General features: G+C 34.7%; 26 protein-coding genes and 1 riboswitch. Of the genes, 3 read left to right on the top strand and 23 right to left on the bottom strand.

The window, feature by feature from the left end:
* Positions 1-110: 110 nt before the first annotated feature.
* From pdxA to PRVXT_RS01755, 11 genes are all read right to left on the bottom strand, one after another.
* On the bottom strand, positions 111-1,112 hold the full coding sequence (pdxA, locus tag PRVXT_RS01805) for a 4-hydroxythreonine-4-phosphate dehydrogenase PdxA (RefSeq protein ID WP_350343995.1): 1,002 nt from the start codon (positions 1,110-1,112) through the stop codon (positions 111-113).
* The gene (locus PRVXT_RS01800) at positions 1,105-2,436 is read right to left on the bottom strand and encodes a four-carbon acid sugar kinase family protein (protein ID WP_350343994.1); all 1,332 of its coding nucleotides are present in this window, start codon (positions 2,434-2,436) and stop codon (positions 1,105-1,107) included. Before PRVXT_RS01800 ends, pdxA begins: the two co-directional genes overlap by 8 nt.
* A gap of 17 nt (positions 2,437-2,453) precedes the next feature.
* Complete coding sequence (locus PRVXT_RS01795; RefSeq protein WP_350343993.1) at positions 2,454-3,218, bottom strand: DeoR/GlpR family DNA-binding transcription regulator; 765 nt, start codon at positions 3,216-3,218, stop codon at positions 2,454-2,456.
* A gap of 828 nt (positions 3,219-4,046) precedes the next feature.
* Positions 4,047-4,469 carry a hypothetical protein gene (locus PRVXT_RS01790; RefSeq protein WP_350343992.1) on the bottom strand — a complete coding sequence of 141 codons (423 nt, stop codon included), beginning with the start codon at positions 4,467-4,469 and terminating at the stop codon, positions 4,047-4,049.
* Between the two features lie 200 nt (positions 4,470-4,669).
* Positions 4,670-5,182 carry a type 1 glutamine amidotransferase domain-containing protein gene (locus PRVXT_RS01785; protein WP_350343991.1) on the bottom strand — a complete coding sequence of 171 codons (513 nt, stop codon included), beginning with the start codon at positions 5,180-5,182 and terminating at the stop codon, positions 4,670-4,672.
* 255 nt (positions 5,183-5,437) lie between these two features.
* Positions 5,438-6,589: an aldo/keto reductase gene (locus PRVXT_RS01780; protein ID WP_350343990.1), complete on the bottom strand. Its 1,152-nt coding sequence runs from the start codon at positions 6,587-6,589 to the stop codon at positions 5,438-5,440.
* Between the two features lies 1 nt (position 6,590).
* Positions 6,591-6,980, bottom strand: coding sequence for a MerR family transcriptional regulator (locus PRVXT_RS01775; protein ID WP_350343989.1), 390 nt, complete (start codon positions 6,978-6,980; stop codon positions 6,591-6,593).
* Between the two features lie 271 nt (positions 6,981-7,251).
* Positions 7,252-7,986 (bottom strand): HAD family hydrolase, encoded by a 735-nt coding sequence (locus PRVXT_RS01770; RefSeq protein WP_350343988.1) that lies wholly within the window; start codon positions 7,984-7,986, stop codon positions 7,252-7,254.
* 536 nt (positions 7,987-8,522) lie between these two features.
* Entirely contained in the window at positions 8,523-9,071 is a 549-nt protein-coding gene (locus PRVXT_RS01765; protein ID WP_350343987.1) for a xanthine phosphoribosyltransferase, read from the bottom strand.
* Positions 9,072-9,166: 95 nt separating this feature from the next.
* Positions 9,167-9,268, bottom strand: a riboswitch (purine riboswitch).
* A gap of 57 nt (positions 9,269-9,325) precedes the next feature.
* Positions 9,326-9,574: a GNAT family N-acetyltransferase gene (locus PRVXT_RS01760; protein ID WP_350343986.1), complete on the bottom strand. Its 249-nt coding sequence runs from the start codon at positions 9,572-9,574 to the stop codon at positions 9,326-9,328.
* Complete coding sequence (locus PRVXT_RS01755; RefSeq protein ID WP_350343985.1) at positions 9,550-9,837, bottom strand: GNAT family N-acetyltransferase; 288 nt, start codon at positions 9,835-9,837, stop codon at positions 9,550-9,552. The genes PRVXT_RS01760 and PRVXT_RS01755 overlap by 25 nt, the downstream gene beginning before the upstream one ends.
* A gap of 324 nt (positions 9,838-10,161) precedes the next feature.
* On the opposite strand from PRVXT_RS01755, the gene PRVXT_RS01750 reads away from it, so the two are divergent.
* Positions 10,162-10,290 carry a hypothetical protein gene (locus PRVXT_RS01750; RefSeq protein WP_350343984.1) on the top strand — a complete coding sequence of 43 codons (129 nt, stop codon included), beginning with the start codon at positions 10,162-10,164 and terminating at the stop codon, positions 10,288-10,290.
* Positions 10,291-10,343: 53 nt separating this feature from the next.
* On the opposite strand, the gene PRVXT_RS01745 is transcribed toward PRVXT_RS01750, so the two are convergent.
* Positions 10,344-10,532, bottom strand: a complete 189-nt coding sequence (locus PRVXT_RS01745; protein ID WP_350343983.1) for a hypothetical protein — start codon at positions 10,530-10,532, stop codon at positions 10,344-10,346.
* 424 nt (positions 10,533-10,956) lie between these two features.
* A complete protein-coding gene (locus tag PRVXT_RS01740; RefSeq protein WP_350343982.1) occupies positions 10,957-11,757 on the bottom strand; it encodes a Fic/DOC family protein in 801 nt (266 codons plus the stop codon).
* A 1,011-nt stretch (positions 11,758-12,768) separates the two neighbouring features.
* On the opposite strand from PRVXT_RS01740, the gene PRVXT_RS01735 reads away from it, so the two are divergent.
* Entirely contained in the window at positions 12,769-13,731 is a 963-nt protein-coding gene (locus tag PRVXT_RS01735) for an Abi family protein (RefSeq protein WP_350343981.1), read from the top strand.
* A 186-nt stretch (positions 13,732-13,917) separates the two neighbouring features.
* Here PRVXT_RS01735 and PRVXT_RS01730 read toward each other — a convergent pair whose 3' ends face one another.
* The 4 genes from PRVXT_RS01730 to PRVXT_RS01715 all read right to left on the bottom strand — a co-directional run bounded on the left by PRVXT_RS01730 (position 13,918) and on the right by PRVXT_RS01715 (position 16,571).
* The gene (locus PRVXT_RS01730; RefSeq protein ID WP_350343980.1) at positions 13,918-14,688 is read right to left on the bottom strand and encodes a helicase-related protein; all 771 of its coding nucleotides are present in this window, start codon (positions 14,686-14,688) and stop codon (positions 13,918-13,920) included.
* Positions 14,689-14,809: 121 nt separating this feature from the next.
* Positions 14,810-15,136 carry a hypothetical protein gene (locus tag PRVXT_RS01725; RefSeq protein WP_350343979.1) on the bottom strand — a complete coding sequence of 109 codons (327 nt, stop codon included), beginning with the start codon at positions 15,134-15,136 and terminating at the stop codon, positions 14,810-14,812.
* A 130-nt stretch (positions 15,137-15,266) separates the two neighbouring features.
* Entirely contained in the window at positions 15,267-15,806 is a 540-nt protein-coding gene (locus PRVXT_RS01720; protein WP_350343978.1) for a hypothetical protein, read from the bottom strand.
* A gap of 300 nt (positions 15,807-16,106) precedes the next feature.
* Entirely contained in the window at positions 16,107-16,571 is a 465-nt protein-coding gene (locus tag PRVXT_RS01715) for a UPF0158 family protein (RefSeq protein WP_350343977.1), read from the bottom strand.
* 164 nt (positions 16,572-16,735) lie between these two features.
* Here PRVXT_RS01715 and PRVXT_RS01710 point away from each other — a divergent pair, with 164 nt between their 5' ends.
* Entirely contained in the window at positions 16,736-18,139 is a 1,404-nt protein-coding gene (locus PRVXT_RS01710) for a transposase (RefSeq protein WP_350343976.1), read from the top strand.
* A 352-nt stretch (positions 18,140-18,491) separates the two neighbouring features.
* Here the strand turns inward: PRVXT_RS01710 and PRVXT_RS01705 are convergent, their stop codons facing one another.
* From PRVXT_RS01705 to PRVXT_RS01680, 6 genes are all read right to left on the bottom strand, one after another.
* Positions 18,492-18,665: a hypothetical protein gene (locus tag PRVXT_RS01705; RefSeq protein ID WP_350343975.1), complete on the bottom strand. Its 174-nt coding sequence runs from the start codon at positions 18,663-18,665 to the stop codon at positions 18,492-18,494.
* A gap of 12 nt (positions 18,666-18,677) precedes the next feature.
* Positions 18,678-19,298 (bottom strand): hypothetical protein, encoded by a 621-nt coding sequence (locus PRVXT_RS01700; RefSeq protein WP_350343974.1) that lies wholly within the window; start codon positions 19,296-19,298, stop codon positions 18,678-18,680.
* Positions 19,299-19,538: 240 nt separating this feature from the next.
* Entirely contained in the window at positions 19,539-20,171 is a 633-nt protein-coding gene (locus tag PRVXT_RS01695) for a hypothetical protein (protein ID WP_350343973.1), read from the bottom strand.
* A 274-nt stretch (positions 20,172-20,445) separates the two neighbouring features.
* Positions 20,446-21,675, bottom strand: a complete 1,230-nt coding sequence (locus PRVXT_RS01690; protein WP_350343972.1) for a hypothetical protein — start codon at positions 21,673-21,675, stop codon at positions 20,446-20,448.
* Between the two features lie 405 nt (positions 21,676-22,080).
* Positions 22,081-22,275 (bottom strand): UPF0158 family protein, encoded by a 195-nt coding sequence (locus tag PRVXT_RS01685; RefSeq protein ID WP_350343971.1) that lies wholly within the window; start codon positions 22,273-22,275, stop codon positions 22,081-22,083.
* Positions 22,244-22,381, bottom strand: a complete 138-nt coding sequence (locus PRVXT_RS01680) for a hypothetical protein (RefSeq protein WP_350343970.1) — start codon at positions 22,379-22,381, stop codon at positions 22,244-22,246. The genes PRVXT_RS01685 and PRVXT_RS01680 overlap by 32 nt, the downstream gene beginning before the upstream one ends.
* Positions 22,382-22,879: the final 498 nt, after the last annotated feature.

Raw genomic sequence — 22,879 nt, 5'->3', positions numbered from 1 at the left:
ATGGTATTCCTCCTTAGTATATTATATGTTTACTGGTGCCCCACATTTGGCAGGGCACCAAATTAATTACTAGATTAGACAAATTATTAAATAATCATATTAAATCAATGCTACCTTTTAAATTTAGGTCCATACTTTGCGCCAAGCTTAATAGCTTCTACTAAGCTAACAGCACTTGCCTTGGCGGTCCCTGCTATATCAAAGGCGGTACCATGGTCTACTGATGTCCTTAAAAAAGGAAGGTTGTTTGTGATGGCTATCGTCCTTTCAAAATCCACCATTTTTGTCGCTATATGACCCTGGTCGTGGTAAAGAGATAAAACTGCATCATACTTTCCATTTAAAGCTATATGAAATACCGAATCAGCTGGTATAGTCCCTTCTACCTTATAACCATCTTTTTGAGCTCGTTCTATAGCAGGGGCAATCTGCGCTACTTCCTCGTCGCCAAATAGTCCATTTTCTCCGCTATGAGGGTTTAGCCCAGCTACTGCTATAGATCCCTCCTTAACTCCCAAACGTTCTAAAGCCTTTGAACATCTAACAATATAATCATATACCCTTTCCTCAGTTACCATATCACAAGCCTGCCGCAACGAAACATGGCGAGATAAGAAAAACACCCTTAGATTTTTAACTTCAAACATCGTAAGCGGATCATCTGTATCTGTGAGGTCTGCAAGCATTTCAGTATGACCAATATAGTTAACCCCTCCAGCAGCTAAAGCTTCTTTGTTTATTGGAGTTGTAGCAACTACATCAACCTCTCCATCTAAGGCAAGGTCTACAGACTTTTTAATATATTCAAAGGCTGCTTTACCTGCAGCACCCTGAATTTCTCCTAGCTTTAGTTTATTTATATCTACATTAGCTAAATTAAATAGATTCAACACACCAGGTTGGTATCTTCCCTCACTAGCTTTAGTAATCTCGTTAATTTCTAAATTGTTTAATCCGGTAATATCAGCAGCTTGTTTTAATGTTTCTTTATCACCAATAATTACCACCTTCCCTTCTTCATGTAAGCTGTCTTCTGCTATGGCTTTTACTACTATCTCTGGTCCTATGCCAGCTGGGTCTCCCATGGGAACAGCAATATACGCTTTACTCATCTATCTTCTCCTCCTTATTGGAATATTGATTTGTAGAAATTTTAGTTAATAGATATTCCAGTGCAGTAATCATCGCTTTAGAATCACCTATTAAACCGCCCTTAGTTATAATTGGAGTGTTTTCATAGCTACCACCAAGTATCTTTCCATAGGCTGCTAATGGCAACACCTCATCTTTAACCTCTATCCCTGCTGATTGAAGGCTATGACACACAGCAACAGTTACATCACCACCACTGGTATACAACCCACCAATTTTGCCCTTACTTTCTTTCATAACTCTTTTGGTTATTTCTCCAAGCCCCTTAGAAATCCGGTTAGCTACATCATCTTCTGAAATTTTTAGTTCTTTAGCTATTTGGGGCAAATTCAACACACCTTCTTTGTTTTTGGTGGTTGCTACTCCAATGATTTTGTAACTATCCATATCCTGCAGTAACTTTTTTGTTGCTCGTTCAATTTCTTTCTCTTTGATATCATCATAAATTAAGTCCATAGGTGATACTTTAACTGTTAACGGCCTATGCTTTAACTTTAACTCTTCTAGCTGACCTCTAGTAACATCGGTTACGCTTCCCACTACAAACATAGTTTTTTGTCCCAAAAATTTCTCTTTACTATCCTCTAAGATTTGAGAAGCAAGGGCGGATGTAAATGGTCCCGGGTCCACCGATATAGCGTTAATTTTACTTTCCCTAGTAGCCTTTGCTATCTCTTTTATATCCTCATCAGTGGTTGCATCCACCACAACAATTCTGTTACCCAATTCCCTTTGTTTTGCAAGCTGAACTGCTATAGTGCTACAACCTTTTAACACCACTTTTAAGGGAATAAATCCTAACGGGTAATCAGTTTGCTCTTGAATTAGCTGCGGAATATACGATTGACTAATAGGAGTTTTAGGATCCTGGGCCACCGCAGTTTTCTCCAGCGGCAAAGAATCAACAGTTAGGTACCCCCCGACTGACGTCCTTCCCGATGAAGGAAAAGAACAAACCACGATAGCCATATGATCTTCTAAAATATCCAAAAGGGCCTCAGTTTCAGCTCCAATATTCCCTCTCAACGTAGAATCAATCCTATTGGCAAATAATGAAACATCATCATCTTTAAAAAACTGAGCAACGCTTTGCACACGTTGGTAAGCATTTTTTGCGCTAATAGCTCTACTATCAGTGCTTATAGATATTACTTCGCAGTTATTATCTTTAGAGTATCTATCAATATTAAGATAGGTTCCTGTTTTAAATCCCTTCCTAGCCAGTAGAACTCCAGTAGCATTGGCACCTGTTAAATCATCAGCTATAATTACCACCTTTGACATCTTTTACGCCTCCTATATTAAACAATTGTAGCTTTAATTGATTCTTGTTCTGAGCTTAGAGTGTCTATCAAGTTTTTTGGAAGGTCAGAATCGGTTATTACTACATCTAAATCCCTTAAATCTACTACTTTAGCAAAGCTTTTTTTGCCAAACTTTGAGCTATCAGCCACTAACACCTTTTTCTCCCCTGCTGAAAGCATTTTCTTCTTCAATTCAGCCTTATCTAAGGTTGGAGTTGTTATCCCAGCTACAACATCAACTGCAGAAGTTCCTACAAAAGTTATGTCGGCATATACCTCACTAAAAAACTTTAACGCCGACGAACCAAAACATGCACCGGTGTTTTTTTGTATCTCCCCACCACTACAATAAACGTCAACTTCTTGTTGGGAAAGATAAGAGGCAATTAACAGGTCATTTGTAACAACTTTTATATTTTTAAACTTATCCAGTCTTTTTGCAATGGCCATATTAGTAGTCCCTGCATCTAAAATTATGGTATATCCATCCTCTATTAAAGCTGCAGCTTGATCTGCTATTTTTCCCTTAGCTTCTGTGTTTTCCTGTTTTTTTTCATTGTAAGGAATTTCTTGAGTTAGCTTTTCACCTAAAACAGCTCCACCGTGGGTTCTTGTTAGAACCTCCTCTTTTTCAAGCTGTTGCAAATCCCTTCTTATAGTCATAGGTGATACATTGAGTTTTTCCGCCACCTCATCAACTACTATCTTTTCTTCTCTTTTAAGCACTTCAATGATTTCTTTGCGTCGCTCTGCTGGCAACATTAAAACCACCTCCTTCAAACACAAACAAACATTATCTTTGTTTATTTACGTTCTATTATGTTTTTATATGTTCATTATATAGGTTGTTTTATATTTTTTCAATGATTATTTTCAAAAAATTTTGTGATATTTATCACTATCCTTTAATTTAAGGCTTCGCCTTCTAAAAATTCTTAATTTTTATTAATAAAAACACCACCTTTTAAAAAAGTGGTGTTTTAACGAATTTAAGGTTTGTTTTACTCTTCCTTTCTCAATGGCACACGGCTGACATTCCTCTAAGATTGCCTTTTCTTTAGTCGCTAAATTACAGGATACATTAAAGTTTTGTCCCAGCCTATTAAATTGTTATGATAGGCTTTTCTACAAACTGAATATTTATTCCATCGGGGTCTTTTACGTAGAAAAATTTAACCGTTGGCCCTGGCTGAATTGGTCCTGCGGGTTTCTATTCCTTTATCTTCAATAAATTTCATTTGAGCATCTAAAGAGTCTACTTCAAACCCCATGAACACCCCTTGGGGTTTGTTCGCCTTAGGATAATCAGGACTGGAGATTAGCTATACCTTTGTTTCCCCTTCCCCCCAAAAAACTATATCTATATCTCCACTGGGGTTAATGGGCTCAGCTATGGTAAGTCCTGCTATATCTTAATAAAACTCCAATGACTTTTCCATATTGCTTACTGATATCGTAGTCCAACAAAATTTCATTATAACAACTCCTCACTATATTTAATTTATCATTTAATTATTATTTCCACATGATATTCAAACCCCTTATATCCTGCTTTAAACAACTAGCAAATTCCTGTGGGTTGCTAGTTGTTTAAGATGGCTTGTTTAAAGACCCTTGACTCTTTCTTTTTCTAACCTTAGCTTGCATCTTACGGCACCTCTCATGCCACATTAACCTGTATTGATCATCATTTAATATTCTACTCTCTAAGTGTGTGATATTTGTAATACCTTCTTTTAGACACCAATTTACGCATATCTGGTAGGCTTCCCAGTCAAGCTCGTCTTTGTCCCAATATACTTTTACTTTTTTAGCCCCTAATTTATATAAGGCAAACGATCTGGTATGCCCGTCGGTAAAAACTGTCTTGCCATTTAAGTCTTTCACTGGGATTGGGTCATAGCTGTTTATATCTTTATTTAACCACTTATACACATTTTTAAGTTTTTGCTCAGAAACAAATAACTGTGAAGGCTGTATATCATTAATTTCTAATTCAAAAATTTCACCCATAGTGCACCTCTTTAAATTTAGTGTATTAATAACACCTATGTTATTAATAGACAAGAACTAATTGTGTAGTTTAGTCTACTTTACCCATCCCGCTGTAAGGCAAGCGTTGAAACAAGTAAAGTCCCAGTTTACAATTTTGCCTAACCACTCTAAAAAGTCACCATCCCCATTTTCACATGGTTTTGTCGTGTTTCTTATTTTTACTCTTCTAATTTTCCAATAATTTCTTTGCAAAATGCCGGCAGATCATCTGGCTTTCTTGATGTAACTAAATTACCATCTACAACTACTACCTCATCTAAAAATGTCCCTCCAGCGTTAATAACATCAACTTTAATTGAAGCCGCAGCGGTAGCTTTTTTGCCTTTTAATATATCTGCACTTGCTAGCACCCATAAAGCATGGCAAATAGCTGCCACAACTCCTCCTTGGTCTGATATAACTTTAACTAAATTCACCATATCATTATCTCTGCGCATGTAGTCAGGTGCAAAACCACCGGGAACAATAACTGCATCAAAATCCTTTGGATCAACATCTTTAGCAGCTACATCTTCTTTTGCAGAAAGGCCAGACTTTCCTTCATATGAACTTTTTCTACCGGTCCCTATGACTGTCACTTCATACCCCGCCTCAATCATACGATAGTATGGATACCAAAATTCTTGCTCATTGTACAAGTCTTCTAAAAGCAAAGCCACTTTTTTTGACATGGTAACACTCCTTTAAAATATTGTCTAATACACCCTTCTTTTTTTAATCCAAAAATCCTCCCTAATATCGTTTATCTAATATTATCATCCTGTCTTTCATACCACCCTTCATCCTTTTCTACAATAAAAATCACTTGATTGTAACCAATTAACAGACGTAATAAGTGCCCCTTTTGCCTGTAACAAAAAAGTCTATCCTAATAACTAGAGGTCTAATATCGAGATATCAAAATTCTGAATCGAAGGTCCTTATTTTTAAATGCTGCTCTTTATTTCCTCTTTTATTTTCTGTATCTGATTTAAAGATTTATCACTTTTTTGTACTGCTATTATTTGCTTATATAAAGCTGCCCCTCTTTTGTGCTCCATCAAGTTGTTCTCCAGACAATGCTCTAGCACATATATTAAATCTTTAATTGCGGTGACAATGTCTTTATTCAGTTGATTATCTAATATGTTAGACACCTCTTCAGATATAGCTACCTTTAGCCATTCACCTTCCTTTCTTATAAAACTATCAATTTCATCTATAATATCTTTTTTTATACTGCATTTTGCTGCCCTGCTATTTTCTAAAAGATGCTCTTTCTTTGTTGGCCCTATCAACGCTACTTCTATGCCCTCCTTTTGCATTACCCAACAAATGGCTAACTGGACCGGCGTAACCCCACAATCTCCGCTAATCTCTTTTAGCTTTTTATACCTTCGTAAAGCTGACTTAAGCTTAGATCTTTTAAACTGTGGATCGATTGCCCTAATATCACCGGGTAAAAATTTAGTAGCATGATTTATTTCCCCCGATAGGATCCCTCTTCCAGTTACACTAAAACCCATTATGTCAAAGCCATACTTTTTATGAAGTGGATACAACTGCGTATAACTAGAGTTATTAATTACACTAATTTCTGATAAAACAGTAGATACATCCCCTATCTTTAAATATTCTAACATCCTTCCTTTAGCTAAATGACCTATACCGTAGCTTCTTATAAACCCAGCTTCTTTAAGACTTTCCAAACCCTCCACTGTCTCTTCAACCGTTGTCTTTGGATCATCATAATGGATTTGATAAATATCTAAATAATCTGTGCCAAGCTTTTTTAGACTCTCCTTGCATGACGCAATAACATTGCTCTTGGATAGGTCTGGTATATTGCCTGCTACAAGACCAACCTTAGATGCTACTACAACCTCGTGTCTAAAAGGTGCAATAGCTTTTCCTAATATTTCTTCAGTACCCTCATAACTACTGGCGGTATCAAATACCTTTATCCCCTGATCAAACGCCGTTTGAATTAAGTCTATACCTTGTTTTTCATTAATCTTATTCCCGTAAGCTCCACCCAATCCATAGCACCCAAACCCTATAGAAGAAAAAGGTAGTTTCGCCAGCTCTTTTCTAAGCATTTTATGACTCCTCCCCTTTTTTAAATTCTTCAATTTTGCAAAACAACTTGTTTAAATGCCCCTTAACTTTTGCTAACTCCTTTTCTTTTTTTAATATATCGTTATACTTTTTAGCAACTTCCTTTTGTAATTTATCAATTTCATCCTTATCTATATGCTGTGTAATGATTACTTTATCTATTTTTTTGTCTATAGCCATAATCTTTTTAATCTCAGACAGTGAAAACATCATCTCTTTCATACGCAGAACAAAGATCAAATCGTCAATATCCTTTTCGGTATAATGTCTTCTATTACCGACTCTCCCAGGGACAACTAACCCCAGCCTTTCGTAATACCTCAAAGTTTCAATATTAATTCTATACCTTTGAGACACTTCACCAATTAACATAAATAAACACCTCCTAGCTTTAGTATATAACCTGTACCTGACTACAGGTCAAGGATTTCTAAAAGAAAAAGCAGATAGTCCCATTGGGATTATCTGCTTTTTCTTTTAGGTGTAAAAAATGAAGAAGCAGGATTTGCCTTTCTTCTTAAATGGCTGATAGCTGGTGAGAGCTGAAGCTAACTTCCTTCATTATACATCTTTTTAGTGTGTACCATTGAATAGATAAAGGGGTTAAACTCCCTTGAAACGTTCACAACATGACGGTAGGTAATTAACTTTTGCGATGATAATTGCAATATTCCAGGCCTGCCACTAATACTTTTAACAGACCTAGTAATTCCTCGAAATCTTCACAAATAAAGTCTGCTGTTGAATTATTTTGGGGCCTACCATGAAGTATTTTTATCGTTTTTAAACCAGCATTCTTTGCCCCTTTTATATCATATTTTTCAGAATCACCTATATATAGACAAGATAGTGGATCAAAATTATATTTGCTTACTAAGTGTAAAAAAGCTTCTTTTGAGGGTTTGTAAGCACCTATATCCGAGCATACAACTATATCATCAAAGTATTCTTCTAAACCAGTTTGTCGAATCCTTTGTCTCTGTTCTTTTGAGTCATAAGCATTTGTTACAATTCCTAGCCTAACATTTCCATATAAAAGTTTTAGTACATCATCTACATTCGGATAGCACACAGTTGATTCTATATATTGGTTTAAGTAAGTATATAAATACCGGTCCTCCCATTTTAAAGAGAAATGCTGCAACGTGTGTTGCAGCCTATATTTATGCATGTTAATAGGGTTTTCAGCCCCTTTATCTACTAAGCCATGAAATTCCATTATTTTTTCACCAGAAACTTCTATAAACTCATCAGCATCGATATCCCTTTTTAATATATCTACTACAGAATTTAAAGCCTTTTTATCAGCTTTTCTGTAATCTACTATAGTATTATCAAAGTCAAAAAAAACCCCGTCAATTTTATACAAAACAATCATCCCTTCCTATAAAGATCAGGTTTATATAAAAAAAATCCAAAATAGGTCACATTAAAAACTCTATCTAGGCTTCTACGACCTAATACCACCTTTCTATTATAGCCATAAGCTAATTTATATGTTGATATTTCGCCAATCTTATGATTATTCCTTTTTATATTTTACTGGAGCTTTCAAAAACAAAAAAATACAGAGCACACAGCTTTAACTATACGCTGTATGCTCTGTATTTTTCTAAAATTAACCTAGACAGGTATAAATCCCCTGTCAACAATTGCAATATTGCAAGGCTGACCCGGATGTTTCCTATTAGCTTTCCAAAATATCCATTAAGTCATAGAATCTAAAAATTCTATTTCTTTTTTTATCATCCCCAAAAATAAACTCCGACTGTTGAAGTCTTTCAATTCAATATGCTGATAAGCAGTATTATAGCTTATACCTAAAGATAAAAAGCAAAGTATTTGCATGTTCAGTATTGGACTTTAGGCCTGACCCAGTGGTTTTGCCCCCATTGCGTTCAATACTCACAGCCATTAAAACAAAGAATCAATGGTTACAAGTGACTTAACATTAATTTTATTATCCCTCGCAAGTTCCCCCCCTTTTTGGAAACCCTTCTCTATTACAACCCCTGCACCTACCAATGTAGCCTGAGCTTCATCCACTATTTCTTTAAGACCTAAAAGAGCCTGTCCATTGACCAAGAAATCGTCGATTATTAAAACTTTATCATCTTTACTCATATATCTCTTTGATACACGGATCTTGTATTGCTTACCCTTTGTGTATGAGTAGACATTGCCTTCAAAGGTTTCCTCATCTAAATTTTTAGATTCTGTTTTTTTAGCAAATACCACAGGAACATTGAAATACTGAGCAGTAATTGCAGCTATAGCAATACCTGAAACCTCTGCCGTCAGTATCCTAGTTATTTCATCCTTAGCGAAAATTCTTTTAAACTCTCTTCCTATTTCATTTAATAAGTTAACGTCTAGCTGATGATTTAGAAAGCTATCAACCTTTAAAATATTTCCATCTAACACTCTGCCTTCTTCTAAAATTTTGTTTTTTAAAATATCCATTACCTTATCACCCTTATATTTGATATGTCGCATAGTAAATATAAAACCCGGAGAAAATAATCTACGGGTTTTTATAACAAAAATATCCACTGCCATAAGCAGCAAACAAAGTCCGTAGTCAGACCATTTACGGTAGTCTGGTAGAAACTTATGGACCATATTTCCAAAAATATACGATTAGTTATTCAGTTATAAAATATAAATCTAATTCTAACCCAATACTAGATAAAAATCAACGATTTAAAGAGTTTAATTTATTTTGTACAGTAGCAAAAAACTCCTTGGTGACATCTGCTTTTGGGATGGTTTTTAAAACTACTAGTTATATCTGGCTTAAGTCCACATTTCTCCATTATACGGCAAGATGCTATATTATCTGTAGCAACAGTACAATAAAAATCTCGCACCCCCAGTGAGTAGGCAAATTTAATCATTGCTTTTGCCATTTCAGTCGCATATCCATTCCCCCATAGTCCTTTTACAACATCATATCCACCCCCCATTCTCCTTCTGGCCCCTCTGTTGCTATACTACAAGTTCCTATGGGTTTATTTGTCACCTTATCATATGCTATAAAGGGATATTCTTCTTGCCAATCATCAATATCAGAGATTAGTTCTCTAAGTTCATCACCATTTTTATATGGTGGATTATTCAAGTATTTCCCAGTCTCAGGATCCCCCCATAAGCTAGCCGCAAAATCACAATCGTCTAAAGTCATACTCTTAAGTATCATTCTTTCTGTTACTATATCCTTGGTTTTCATTATTCAAACTCCTTTTTTTGCAATTTATCAACGTTCTAAATAGTCTTATTGCATTTAATATTTAATTCTACTAATGTGTATCACCTTGCTTTTAAACAGACACCAAAGAAAATCCCTGATATCACTATTTCCTATAAAGTTGTCTTACCAGACTCCAGTTTATATAACATGGTAGAGAACACTAGGATGTTATACTCTAGATTTTATTGCCATAAGATCACCCTTAACTCTTAATACAGTGCTATGTGAACGTTTCAACATTTGTATGAAGATTCCTTTTTTTATCAACAAAACCCACCCTAAAATTAAGGTGGGTTAGTAATATTGAAATATCAAAAGCCTGACCCGGAGGTTTTGTTTTGTATTAACATAAGTCCTACAATAATTGGATGTAGCAATGGCGAAGCAAAAAAGAACGACATAGTTACACCAAAAGGCACTCCTGCTTTATAAAACCCTAGCATTACAGGTATAGGGTGAACATGTGCAAAACGGAGTCAACGACCCTAAAAATGCTCCCACAATATTTCCAACCCTTTTTTGCTTTTTCCCAACACATTTTTGATAGTTTCTAGCTTAACATAAGTTGATAAATAGCGTTCTTTAGTAGCCCATCGCCTAAAAAAGTCAGTCAACGTCCCCATTTTAAAAAAGCTAGGCAAACGAACCTTAGTCCGCCTTCTTTTAATTGTCAATCGGACAACAATACTTGTGTTTTAGACATCACCAGTTGTTACAAGTTTTAAACTGTTTAGCCTATCCCCAAATTTGTTAAAGTACGGTTGTTTAAGTATGGCTTTTAGTCGGTCCGGGGATTGCCGACAAAACAGGTTTGCCTAGCTAGATTTTAGGCAAGATGAATAAGTCCCTGCATTTATTAGTCGCTTAATATTGGAACAAGCGACACTTGTGTTAGGAATTAACAACCATACAAGTTTATGGTTTAACCTATCCCTAAATTTATAATGTCGATTAGGAATTACCGACTACACCCTGCCCAAAGTTATTATTTTTTTTTATTTTATATTATATAATAAACTCTTTATTTTTTTCAATCCTTTCAATACAACAAAATTAATAACCATTCTAATCTAGATTTATCATAGAAGACAATTCTTTCTACAAAAAGGAGTAAATATTAATCCCTTCTTTAATACACCCAGCTAAATCCAGTAGATCATTAGGGTCATCAAAAGCTTTTATCGTCGCTTCTTTTAATTTGAGTTTGCCAACGCTAGCCCAATTTATTGTGTAGCCGTATTTGAGAGCTAGGCAGCGAATGAATTCTCGTTGCGTGCGGCCGTTGCCCTCTCTAAAGGGGTGTATAAAGTTTAGCTCCGACATATAGTACGCAAGCTTTGCTGCAAGGTCATCTAATTTAAGGCCATCAGGTTTGGCAATTCTTTTGTTAAGGTATTGAAAAAAGTAAGGAATCCCATTTTGAAACTGTTCTACTGGAAGGAATATAGAGTTGCCTTTGCTTATATTCTCCTGCCTCAACTTTCCGGCAAAAGGGTAGATATCCTGAAACAAAAACTTGTGAATTTCTTGTAAATGTGGAAGGTCAAACTGACCAGGTTTTGGAGCCAGCTTTAAAGCAAACTCTCGTATTCTAGCTAACTCACCCTCGGCCTTTAGTAGCTTATCTTTACTGCGAATATTGAAGTTGTTAATTAGCACCAAAGATCCTTCATAGCAGTACTTAGAATATGAACTAACTTCCTGCTCAACCCCTTGACTTTTATCTAATTTCATAGAATTAACTATCCCATCAATAGCTTGTTGCTGATTCAAATCCCCAGCTGCTATCTTATAGCATACCTCATCATTTTCTTTAGATGGATATAACTCCTCCATCTCCAAAGTAGCTCTGCTACATTGTAAAGAATAGTCTAGGTGCTTTTCCGATATCTTCCCCATTTTTTACATCACTCCAATTGTTTTAGGATGATTTAAAGCCGTTGCGAGGTCTTACTTTTATCATTCTACTTTTGAAGTTGATTTCCTTTTAATAGAGTTATTATTATGAATCATTCCTGTCTGGTATACCTATAGCTGTTGCCACAACCTTCTTATATTTTTTACTCAGTTGTATGTTTAACTTTTGTTTTTACTTGCCGAAATCTCACCACTTAAAACACTGGTGTTTTATACAAATAATGAGTAAAAAAAGTCACCGTCCCCATTTGCAAACATCGGGCATTTGTTAGCCCAAGTAAACATTCTCATTATGCCATTGAAGGTAGTTACCTCCTGGTGTTCTTTTGTTTTTGGTAGTATTGATAGCTTTTGGCCGTGGTATGTGTAGTATTCTTTGCCGTTTCCGAAGTCTTCTTTTATATGGTCTTATGTGAGCTGCTTCTACACTGGCAAAGTTTTTTCTCCTGTGATGCTGCATCTTCTTTGGTATGCATCAGTTATTAGGACCTTAATGCCCCTTGCCCTATTCTTGGTTTTATAACTTGTTCTTTGCCGTAGTAGCTTTGTGGGGAATACTCTTGAACAGCTGATATGTGGGGACTTTGTGTAGTCAGCCTTTGTTGTATTTGTTGGTATAGTGATCGTCATATGGCTTTGAAGTGTCGTAATTTTTGCTCACAAGCTATGGAGCGGCGAGAATTGCAATATTGCAGGCCTGACCCGGAGGTTTTTCTCCCAAGGCAAAAAACGTTTAAACAATGAGATGATAACACTCTGTTGTCAACAAATCCAGTCATACTTAGATAACTACTCTAATAATGGATCAAAGACAGGGTAGTGGATTGTAAACTAAAAGGGACTATTATTGGACTGTAAAATTTAAGTATGATTTTTTTAAAATTTAGGGTTATACTACATATTGACGTTCATCATGTAATATATTATAATTAAGTTAACGATCCGGCTCATGCTCCTTACGAGGACTGGGCCTTTTTTTATGAGGTGATTATTTTGAAACCTTTCAAAACCTATAGGCAGCAGCTAAGGATTCTTAGAAGTAGAGGCTTGACTGTTCAGAATGGTTCAAGAGCTATGAGGATTTTAGAAAAAGAAAATTATTATGCGCTTATTAACGGTTATAAAGATCTGTTCTTACAAAAACACGAAAATGGCACCCCTATTACTCCTGAGTCATATAAAGAAAAAGCGTCTATCGAGGAGATTTATTCTCTATATTGTTTCGATCGAGATCTTAGGAGCATTGTACTTAAAGAGTTATTAAAATTCGAAAGCAGCATAAAATCTAAGCTTTCATATCACTTTTCAAAAACATACACTGAATCGAACGCCTACTTAAATATGTTAAGTTATTCTAGAGACCCAAAAAAACTTAAACAAATTTTACAATTGATTTCTGTTATAACCAATGTCATCTCTAAGCAATCTAGCAAAAACAACCCTATTAAACATTATTTAGATAACCATGATGGGGTTCCATTGTGGGTCTTGGTTAAGTATTTAACACTAGGAAATATACAAAATTTTTATGAATGTCTTGATGATAAAATACAAAACGATATTGCCAAGGAATTTTCACATTGCTTCCAGCGTGAGCATAGAACGAAAATCCATTTTACTCCTAGTATGCTAACCAATATCCTAAAAACTGCAACCTTGTTTAGAAATGTATGCGCACATGAAGAACGTCTATATAACTTTAAGTTACATAAGCCTTCTAAATATGCCGATATTGCACGTTCCATAAAATTAAGAGAAAAAACTATTAGTACAGGAAATCTTTTTTCAATTATTGCCTTTTTAAAGTTAGTAACCCCAAAAAATGAATATAAGTCATTATTAAAGAACTTAGAAAACCTTTTCAATAAGTATGAGAATAAATTTATATCAGTTAATATATGTGAAATTCTTAAAACTATGGGATTCAATACCCATTGGAAAATAAATTTAAGTTAAAATGTATTAGCTGTTAATAAAATGTCAACAGCCTTAAGACACCACTATTCGTTGTGTCTTAAGTTTTTTTATATTCTAAAAAGTCTTCTCTGATAATTTTAAAATGCTACTGTTAAATACCAAGTGACTGGATATAACTTTTTTAAAAAGAGTAGTCTAAGATTATTCTTAAACTACTTTATATAGCTACCAACCTCTAGCCAAGTATTTTCTTTTCTCTTTTTTGTCCAATACTTCAGAGCAGCTTTCCCAGTCTATGTGTTTTACTCCTTTGTTGTATCTATTTTCAAATGGGTGCTTTTCTGGGACGTTGTCTATTATCTCTAGAGCTTTTTCTCCAACTGCTATATTTATCCAAGCATCTTCTAAGACATCTGGCAGCTGTCCGGACACACTGAAGATGTTCTTTAGTCGAGATGAAAGTAGACTATGTACTCTATCCTCTACTGAATCTTCATATCTCATATTAAAAATTTGTGCTGTATCGTACATTTGACCAATTCTTTGGATTCTCCCTTTTCTTTGTTCTAGCCTAGTTGGGTTCCAGGGTAAGTCAAGGTTAATTGGGCAGCCCAGTGTTTGTAAGTTTAGCCCTTCGCTGGCGGAGTCTGTACCTACTAAAATTCTTAGTTCTCTATTTTTTACCATAGCCTTTAAAACTTCTTTATCTTTTTTTTTAAAGATACCATCTTCAAAGAGCCCAGACTTTTCTCCCCCTGCATATAATCCTATACATTCCCCGCTAAAGTCATTAGATAGTTTCTCTGCTACCCATTTAGCTGTATCGAAATATTGAGAAAAAATTATTGTTCCCCGCTCTATCCAATTCTTTTCTCTTAAAAGTTCTACTGTCTTGTTATACTTAGGATCTGTTGCCTCATTTGTATTAAGTGCTCTAACATATTTTTCTAGAAGATCGTATTCAGCATCTGCAAAATAACTAATTATACTTAACATTGTGGCTTTTACACCACTGTATTGCTATATCTTTTAAAGCTTCTTCTTTATATTTATACCATTTATCTGCAATACCAAACCGTATTATATCATCCTTAAATCTTCTGAAGGCTCCTCTGCCCTATATTGAGTTTAATAACTGATTTCTTATGTTCACTTCTTGGTTATAACAAAAAGCTTCCATTATGCTATACTCGTGTATTACAAACTCAGACGGCAATGGAATATAGTTTTTCTCTTCATCTTCTATAACTTCTTTTGCTATCTTAACACTATCTTTTTGCCAATCTGGCAGTGTTTCAATACCTTCTTCATTTTCTGCATGTCTAATATCTTCAGCAGATAACACCACAACTTCTCCCGTTTTCAAACTTAAATATGGACTATCATCATCACTTTGCAACTCCATAGCTTCCACAATCTCATCTAAACTTGCCACAACGCTCATGAAAATCCCTCCTAGCACATATTTCGATATTAGGGGTTAAACTCCTCTATTTATCAATAAAGTCTATTATAATAAATAAAGGGAGGTCAAGTATTGAAATATCAAAAGCCTGACCCCAATGTTTTGCATTTTATTCTTCTACTTGCTTAAAATGGTGACTTTCATCATACTCAATTGCTAGATGAGCCTCAGGAACGTAAAAATCAATAATATATTTACTTGCTACCCTAAACTGCTCATAAATTTCCACTACGCCTTCTAGTATCCCTCTTAGCATTTGGCCAAACTCTCTCTCTTTTTTGGGTATATATGTTATGTACTCTTTTTTAATCCCTTTTTCATTTATAAAAGTCATAAGCCCATTAAATTCTTCAAAGTACTGACCTTTCAAGGCAATATTAAATATCACATCTAAATCATAGTGAAGCACATTCCTTTGTACTACCCTTCCCCCTTCTTCTCTCTCTATAACAAATTTCTTAGAACAAGTTTTTTCGTTTAATATTTCTAATATTTTGATAATATGTATAGTAATATTTTGAGTTGTAGTTTGATATAGCTGAGCAATTGCTCTTTGAGTCATCCACACATTGCCATTATCCAACCTGGCATCAATTTTTGTACTCCCGTCTTCTGTCTGGTAGATTAGCATGTTTGTTTCATTTGGCATATGCCTCTCCCCTTTATTTTATATTTAGTATAATTCTATCAAACATCTGTTCTTGCGACAACTAAAAAAGATTTATTTTAGTCTATTTGGCTCCACCTTAATTGTTTGTATGCTCTCATAAGAACCCAAACCTCGTTGGGTTATAACATCATCGCTCTGGATTATAATCCTGAGCTTTAGCGAAGGATCTGGGGTTTATTCCCTATCCCTGGATCTATAAGTCTTTTATAGCAGCAAATACATTTCAACGCAATTAATAATAAAAAAATGGACAAGGTTTAAACACCTTGTCCAAAATAACTAATTATACTTTATATTGTGGCTTTTACACCACTGTATTGCTATATCTTTTAAAGCTTCTTCTTTATATTTATACCATTTATCTGCAATACCAAACCGTATTATATCATCCTTAAATCTTCTGAAGGCTCCTCTGCCCTGTATTGAGTTTAATAACTGATTTCTTATGTTCACTTCTTGGTTATAGCAAAAAGCTTCCATTATGCTATACTCGTGTATTACAAACTCAGACGGCAATGGAATGTAGTTTTCCTCTTCATCTTTTATAACTTCTTGTGCTATCTCAACACTATCTTTTTGCCAATCTGGCAGTGTTGCAATACCTTCTTCATTTTCTGCATGTCTAATATCTTCAGCAGATAACACCACAACTTCTCCCGTTTTCAAACTTAAATATGGACTATCATCATCACTTTGCAACTCCATAGCTTCCACAATCTCATCTAAACTTGCCACAACGCTCATGAAAATCCCTCCTAGCACATATTTCGATTAGGCGATTGCAAAACTTCACAATGCCTGATATAAAAGCTTTTATATTAATAATCTCAAAGGAATCCCCCCACTTTTTATCGAATTTATATAGTAATCAAAATACGCATTTGATTATATGAAAGGAGGAATATCCAATGAAAAAATACAAACAAATTTCTTTTGCTAACTTTAACCAAGAATTTGATGAGCTGTTAAAATCTAAGCAACCTACCTTAATTGAGCTATTTAGCGATTTCTTAGAAGTGGATGAAATCATCCCGGCTTCGTTTTATGATGCTTACTATTCATCGTTAGGTAGAAATAGAGACTATTCTTTGTCGTCTATGATATCTGCTTTAATCTTGCAAAAGATTCTCTCATTACCCCACACTAAAACTCTTCTAAACATTCTAGCTCTTTCCAAAGAGTTAAGAGATTTTTGTGGGTTTGACGATAAGTTGCCTGATCCAGCTCAATTCACTCGTTTTAAACAGAATTTTCTACCACACATTGAGCAGATGTTTCATAATTTAGTGGATGATACTGAGGCTTTATGTCATGATATCAATGATGATCTAGCTGACATCTTAATCTCTGATACCACGGGGTTTGAGGCCTTTGTTAAAGAAAATAACCCTAAGTTTTATGAAACGCTTCTAACCAGTGCAAAAAAGTATGCTAAAATTGAAAACTCTGTTAACCCTCATTCTCTTGCCGCAAGTAAGATGCCTAAAATGGCGTCTGCTAATAACGAGTTTAAGCTATCTCATTTAAACGGACACTTTGGCTATTATCTTAAAACAAACGTTGTTACTAACGGGCTTGGCATTGTTAGACATATAGATTTTTATGATTTAGACTTAGAAACCATTTCTCCTGAATTAAAAGATGAGTATGATTCTAAAACTCTTATTCCCGTTTTAGAAAACTTTTTCAAAAAGCACCCTCTTTTAAAGTACAAGTACTTTCTTGGAGATGCTGGTTTTGACTCTTACGATAATTATCGCTATCTTTATTGCGATAAGAATATGATCCCAATTATTCCTTTAAACCAAAGGCGTAAATCTGACTTGCCATCTTCAGGCTTTACAGATGATGGCACCCCTACATGCCCTCACGATAGTTCATTAAAAATGAATTATGATGGTGTTGCCAGAGAAAAAGGAAGGGCTGATAGGGTTAAATTTAAGTGTCCTAAATCTAAAAAAAAAAGAGTAAATGGTAAGCAAAAAAGCACTTTAGATTGTCAAAACCCTTGTACTTCTTCCTCTTATGGTCGTGTAACTTATGTGCCTATACACAAAAACTATAGACTTAATTGTGCTATCCCCAGAGACTCTGAGAAATGGAGTAACTTATATAAGGTTAGAACAATATGTGAAAGAGCTATTGCCCAGCTTAAACACTCTATGTCTCTTAGATCCTCTAAGCTTTATAATACCAAGACTTTAAAAGCTGATATATTATTAGCGGCTATTACGCAGCTTACTGCGTTAACTGTTCTGCATAGAGCGAACAACACATCAGCACCTATGTCAATTAAAAACCTTGTAGCATAGACTGCTTATTTTCGCACCTGATTCTTCTTAAAATACATTTTTACATATTTTCGGTTGCTCTATTCTTTTTTAATTAACGCATTTTGCAATTACCTACATATTTCGATATTAGGGGTTAAACTCCTCTATTTATCAATAAAGTCTATTATAATAAATAAAGGGAGGTCAAGTATTGAAATATCAAAAGCCTGACCCCAATGTTTTGCACTTTAAAACGGGCAAACTTTAGGTTATTAACATTTAGTAACATGTACCCTTTATCTTTAACCACTTTGTCTAGTCAGTCTTTGTTGTACTTGTTGGTATAGAGATCATCCGTGAGGCTCTGAAGTGTCGTAAGTTTTACCTTGTACTATATCTTTACTCCAGTTTTTTGGAACTGGAATCCAATTACTTTCGCCAAAGCAAATTGGCTAGATAGAATAATGCCGCCTATATGAGGGTCTGGATCAGATAAACGACTTGTCTTTCTGTATTTATAAACTTGTTCATTAAGTTCAGTTAAACTGTTAGCGCCATTAGACACGGAGGTTTATTATTATTTCCTCTTTAACCATTTCTCAATACAGTCAGTTCTATACCTAATCACCTTAATAATATGTACCAAAAAACTTTTATACTCTTCTTTGTCAAAATTAAGATAACCTTTAGTTTCTATCTTGCTATATTTACCTTGTAAAACCTCCTCTAAAAAAGAATTCTTATATTTAAATGAATTAAAAAAGTGAAGTGAATATCTTTTTATTGTGCTCTTATTAAAGTAAATATCTGGAATGTCATAACACTGACTCATGCCTTTATGCATATTTCCTCCTGGCCAAATAGGTATAATATTCCCTATTTCATTATATACTTTAATAAAATCTTCTAACTTGCCAAGGTTATTAAGTTCACTAAAGTCTGAATAATTCTCCTTAATAAATTTTGCGCTGTATACCCTTTGATAGTCATTCGTTCTTTTTTTGGGTCGTATTGTTAAACCACAACATTCTACTTTATCTTTATAGTATACATTTATTCCTAATGTATAAACTCCACGAAATGAGTATAAGACATCCGCATACTCCCACTTTAGTTTGCCTATCTGTTCCTTATGATGTTGTTCTAAAGATAGATTTTTATTGCGAATTATTTTATTTACAATTTCTGTTTTATCCATATATCCAACCTCCCATTTTAAAATCTATTAACTATACTATTTGAAAGTAGTCTTGTAAATTTATCAGAACCTATGGTGTCTGTTCTCAACATGAGGGATAGAATCAACCATAGATGCGAGTTATTCATATGTCAGAAAAAAGTTATAGATTAGCACACAGAGACTCATTTTTTGGAGAAAAATCTAAAAAGTAGCTGTAAAAATCTCTAGGGAAAATTATTTGCCAAAGTTAATCCAATTCTACTTGCCAGTTACACCCTGCTCATTCCCTCGTCTTATTTTATGGGGTTTTTCAACATACTTATCAATATCATTAATGAACAAGCCTAACAGTTCCCCCTTCTTAATATCTTTATTTTTATGACCCATATCTTTACGTATTGCCATTAAGAGCCTTTCGAACTCAAACATGGCATTAACTGAATCACTCTTTAATTTATCACTGACATAGAGGCGTCTATAATTAGACCATTTTTTTACAACTTCATCTGAGCCCCAAACCATAAGCTTTTCAGTAAATTCACTAAAAAAAACTACCATATTTTTTTCGGATAACTGTTTGGCTTCCGTCTTTTCAGACATCAGTACCTTGAACCAAAATTTAATAAACTCTTCATACATAGGAATTTTCTTTTCACGTAATTCTTGTTCGATTGCACGCTTTCTTTCAAAAAGCTTAGCTATTACTATAGAGAAAACTGAAACTAAAATGGTTGCAACGGCCGCTACTATTGCTGCAGCCACTTCTTTCTGAAGACCCTTAAAAGAACTCCATATTAAAACTAATAAGTATATGAAAACAACTATTAAACCTATTACTAAAAGGAAACCAAGAGCATTCTGAAACCACCGGCGTACTTTTTTATTACTCATACAATCCCCCACTTTCTTACTAAATTCACGTTTTTTTTAGACAGTTCTTTGGTAGGTTAGTGCCGCCCCAGTCCTTACCTTGGGCACTTAAATCTCTAAGTTGCCTATATGCTTATTCCTTGGAAATATTGATTTCCAACCCAATCATGCTTTGGAAATTTATTGGAACTGGAATCCAATTACTTCTGTCAAAGTAGGTAAATGATGTAGCCAACGAGCTATTAATAAGACTAAAGCTTTCACTAATAACCTTCCTACTACATATTGCAATATTTCAGGCCTGACCCGGAGGTTTTGCCCCCTCAGTGTCATTAAATCTACGCAAAGTATAGATGTTTTCATTAACAAGTTTAAATTCAAATAACTCTTCTCCTAAAAATTCTTCATATATATCTTTTTTAGAGTTTAAACTCTCTCTAATATTACTAATAGTTCTGTGCACAGACCAATAATCATACCTTTCACTTTCATATATGTCTATTAACTCATTAATCTCTGACTCTATCTCACTTGGCACATTTTCTTTATCTATCAAAGAGTACATGTATCTAACACCATTTTCAAACTGGTGCTCTATGTCAACACCAACTACCTTTATTCTGTCCTCTTTGGGTAAAGTTTTGTTAAGCTTATACAGCTCTTTCCATTTATTAAACTCATTTTCATTTCCTGCAAAAGTTCCAACTTGAGATTCGAATAGTTCGTCCAAAAAACTTTCATCCCCTGTTTTTAAGTACCTATTGATTAGCTGAGCGTTACTAAACGAGGTCTCTGCCAAGTAATACTTTACCCCAGCCTCTTTTACTAAATAATTTAAAAATTTCAAATCCAACACACTGTTGTCGGCAACTCCATGGTGCTCTCCTGTTAGAAATATTGTATTTTCTTCTAAATCATCATATAAAAGATTAAAAGCTGAAAAATCATTTAAATTGTAAGTATCAATTGCTTTACCATTTTCCGCTATAAATTCCTTAATGTCACCGTGATAGGTGGCAAATTCTTTTATTTTTAAGGAATCTACCATTTCTTCTATATAGTTAATGTCATCATAATAATCCTCTTCCATGGCAGTAAACGCAAAATCAAATGCTACGTTATTTTTATAAATAGATATAAAATAACCTTTTGCCTCAAATTCAGAATTGGTGACCTTCACCTTGTACGCAGGCTGTCCCCCTATTTCAGTTTCCAAAATCTCTTCAATTACATCGCCTGCTTTTTCAGATTCCTCTTTAGATTTCTTAATATCCTCATGAAAACCCTCTTTCCCATCAACACCAACTGGTTTTACACTAACATCCCATATATCATTAGCTTCGCCTTTGGAAAAAGTAACACTATTGTTGAAGGCGATTACATCCCAGCCTTCAGGATATTTTACCTCGTAATATTCGTTAGCATACACCTGCCAATTTATTTCATCTTCTTTGCCCCCGTTACATCCAGAAATAAATAGTGCTAATATAAGCAAAAAAATAAAACACATAGTTTTTTTACTCATGCGATTTTCCTCCCAGATTTTTAATCATGAGACATTATATCCTTCATATTCTTCTTATATTTAATGAAATCCTGTATATTTAGCACTAGTTAAAACTTTCTTAAAAAGCGAGGGTATGGGATGGCCGCTTGGGCAGCAACATTCTATATAATAACGAAGAATTGCAATATTGCAGGCCTGCCCCGGAGATTGTCTCCTAGGATGTTATACTCTAGGTTTTATTGCCATAAGATCACCCTTAACTCTTAATACAGTGCTATGTGAACGTTTCAACATTTGTTTGAAGATTCCTTTTTTTATCAACAAAACCCACCCTAAAATTAAGGTGGGATTAGTAGTATTGAAATATCAAAAGCCTGACCTCAATGTTTTGCATATTATTTTTTTAACACTTGTCCAAAATAACTAATTATACTTAACATTGTGGCTTTTACACCACTGTATTGCTATATCTTTTAAAGCTTCTTCTTTATATTTACACCATTTATCTGCAATACCAAACCGTATTATATCATCCTTAAATCTTCTGAAGGCTCCTCTTTTCTGTATTGAGTTTAATAACTGACTTCTACGGCAATGGAATGTAGTTTTCCTCTTCATCTTTTATAACTTCTTGTGCTATCTCAACACTATCTTTTTGCCAATCTGGCAGTGTTTCAGTATCTACTTCGTCTTCTGCATACCTAATATCTTCAGCAGATAACACCACAACTTCTCCCGTTTTTAACTTAAATATGGACTATCATCATCACTTTGCAACTCCATAGCTTCCACAATCTCATCTAAACTTGCCACAACGCTCATGAAAATCCGTCCTAGCACATATTTCGATATTAGGGGTTAAACTCCTCTATTTATCAATAAAGTCTATTATAATTAATAAAGGGAGGTCAAGTATTGAAATATCAAAAGCCTGACCCCAATATTTTGCACTTCCCATAAGGACGGCATCATCCCGGTCAACGTTACGGACACAACAAAAACGAGGGCGGCATTTCAGGCCTGAGTTAACTCATTTCTGAGCAACTGACCCCGCGAGCCACACCCTCGTTTGGTTATCATTATATCAGTTTATATTATAATTTAAAGGGGGGTGACTCAATTTTTTAAAGAATCAGACCCCTTTATCAAAGAATTTATATATATTCTTAGGGGCCTATCTTCTATTTCCATGGTAGACCCCTATGTTTTGTTTTAATGCTCC

This window comes from Proteinivorax tanatarense (assembly GCF_040267685.1).
Taxonomy (GTDB): domain Bacteria; phylum Bacillota; class Proteinivoracia; order Proteinivoracales; family Proteinivoracaceae; genus Proteinivorax; species Proteinivorax tanatarense.
Note: the sequence above shows the minus strand (reverse complement) of the source record. Positions and strands in the feature narration are given on the sequence as shown.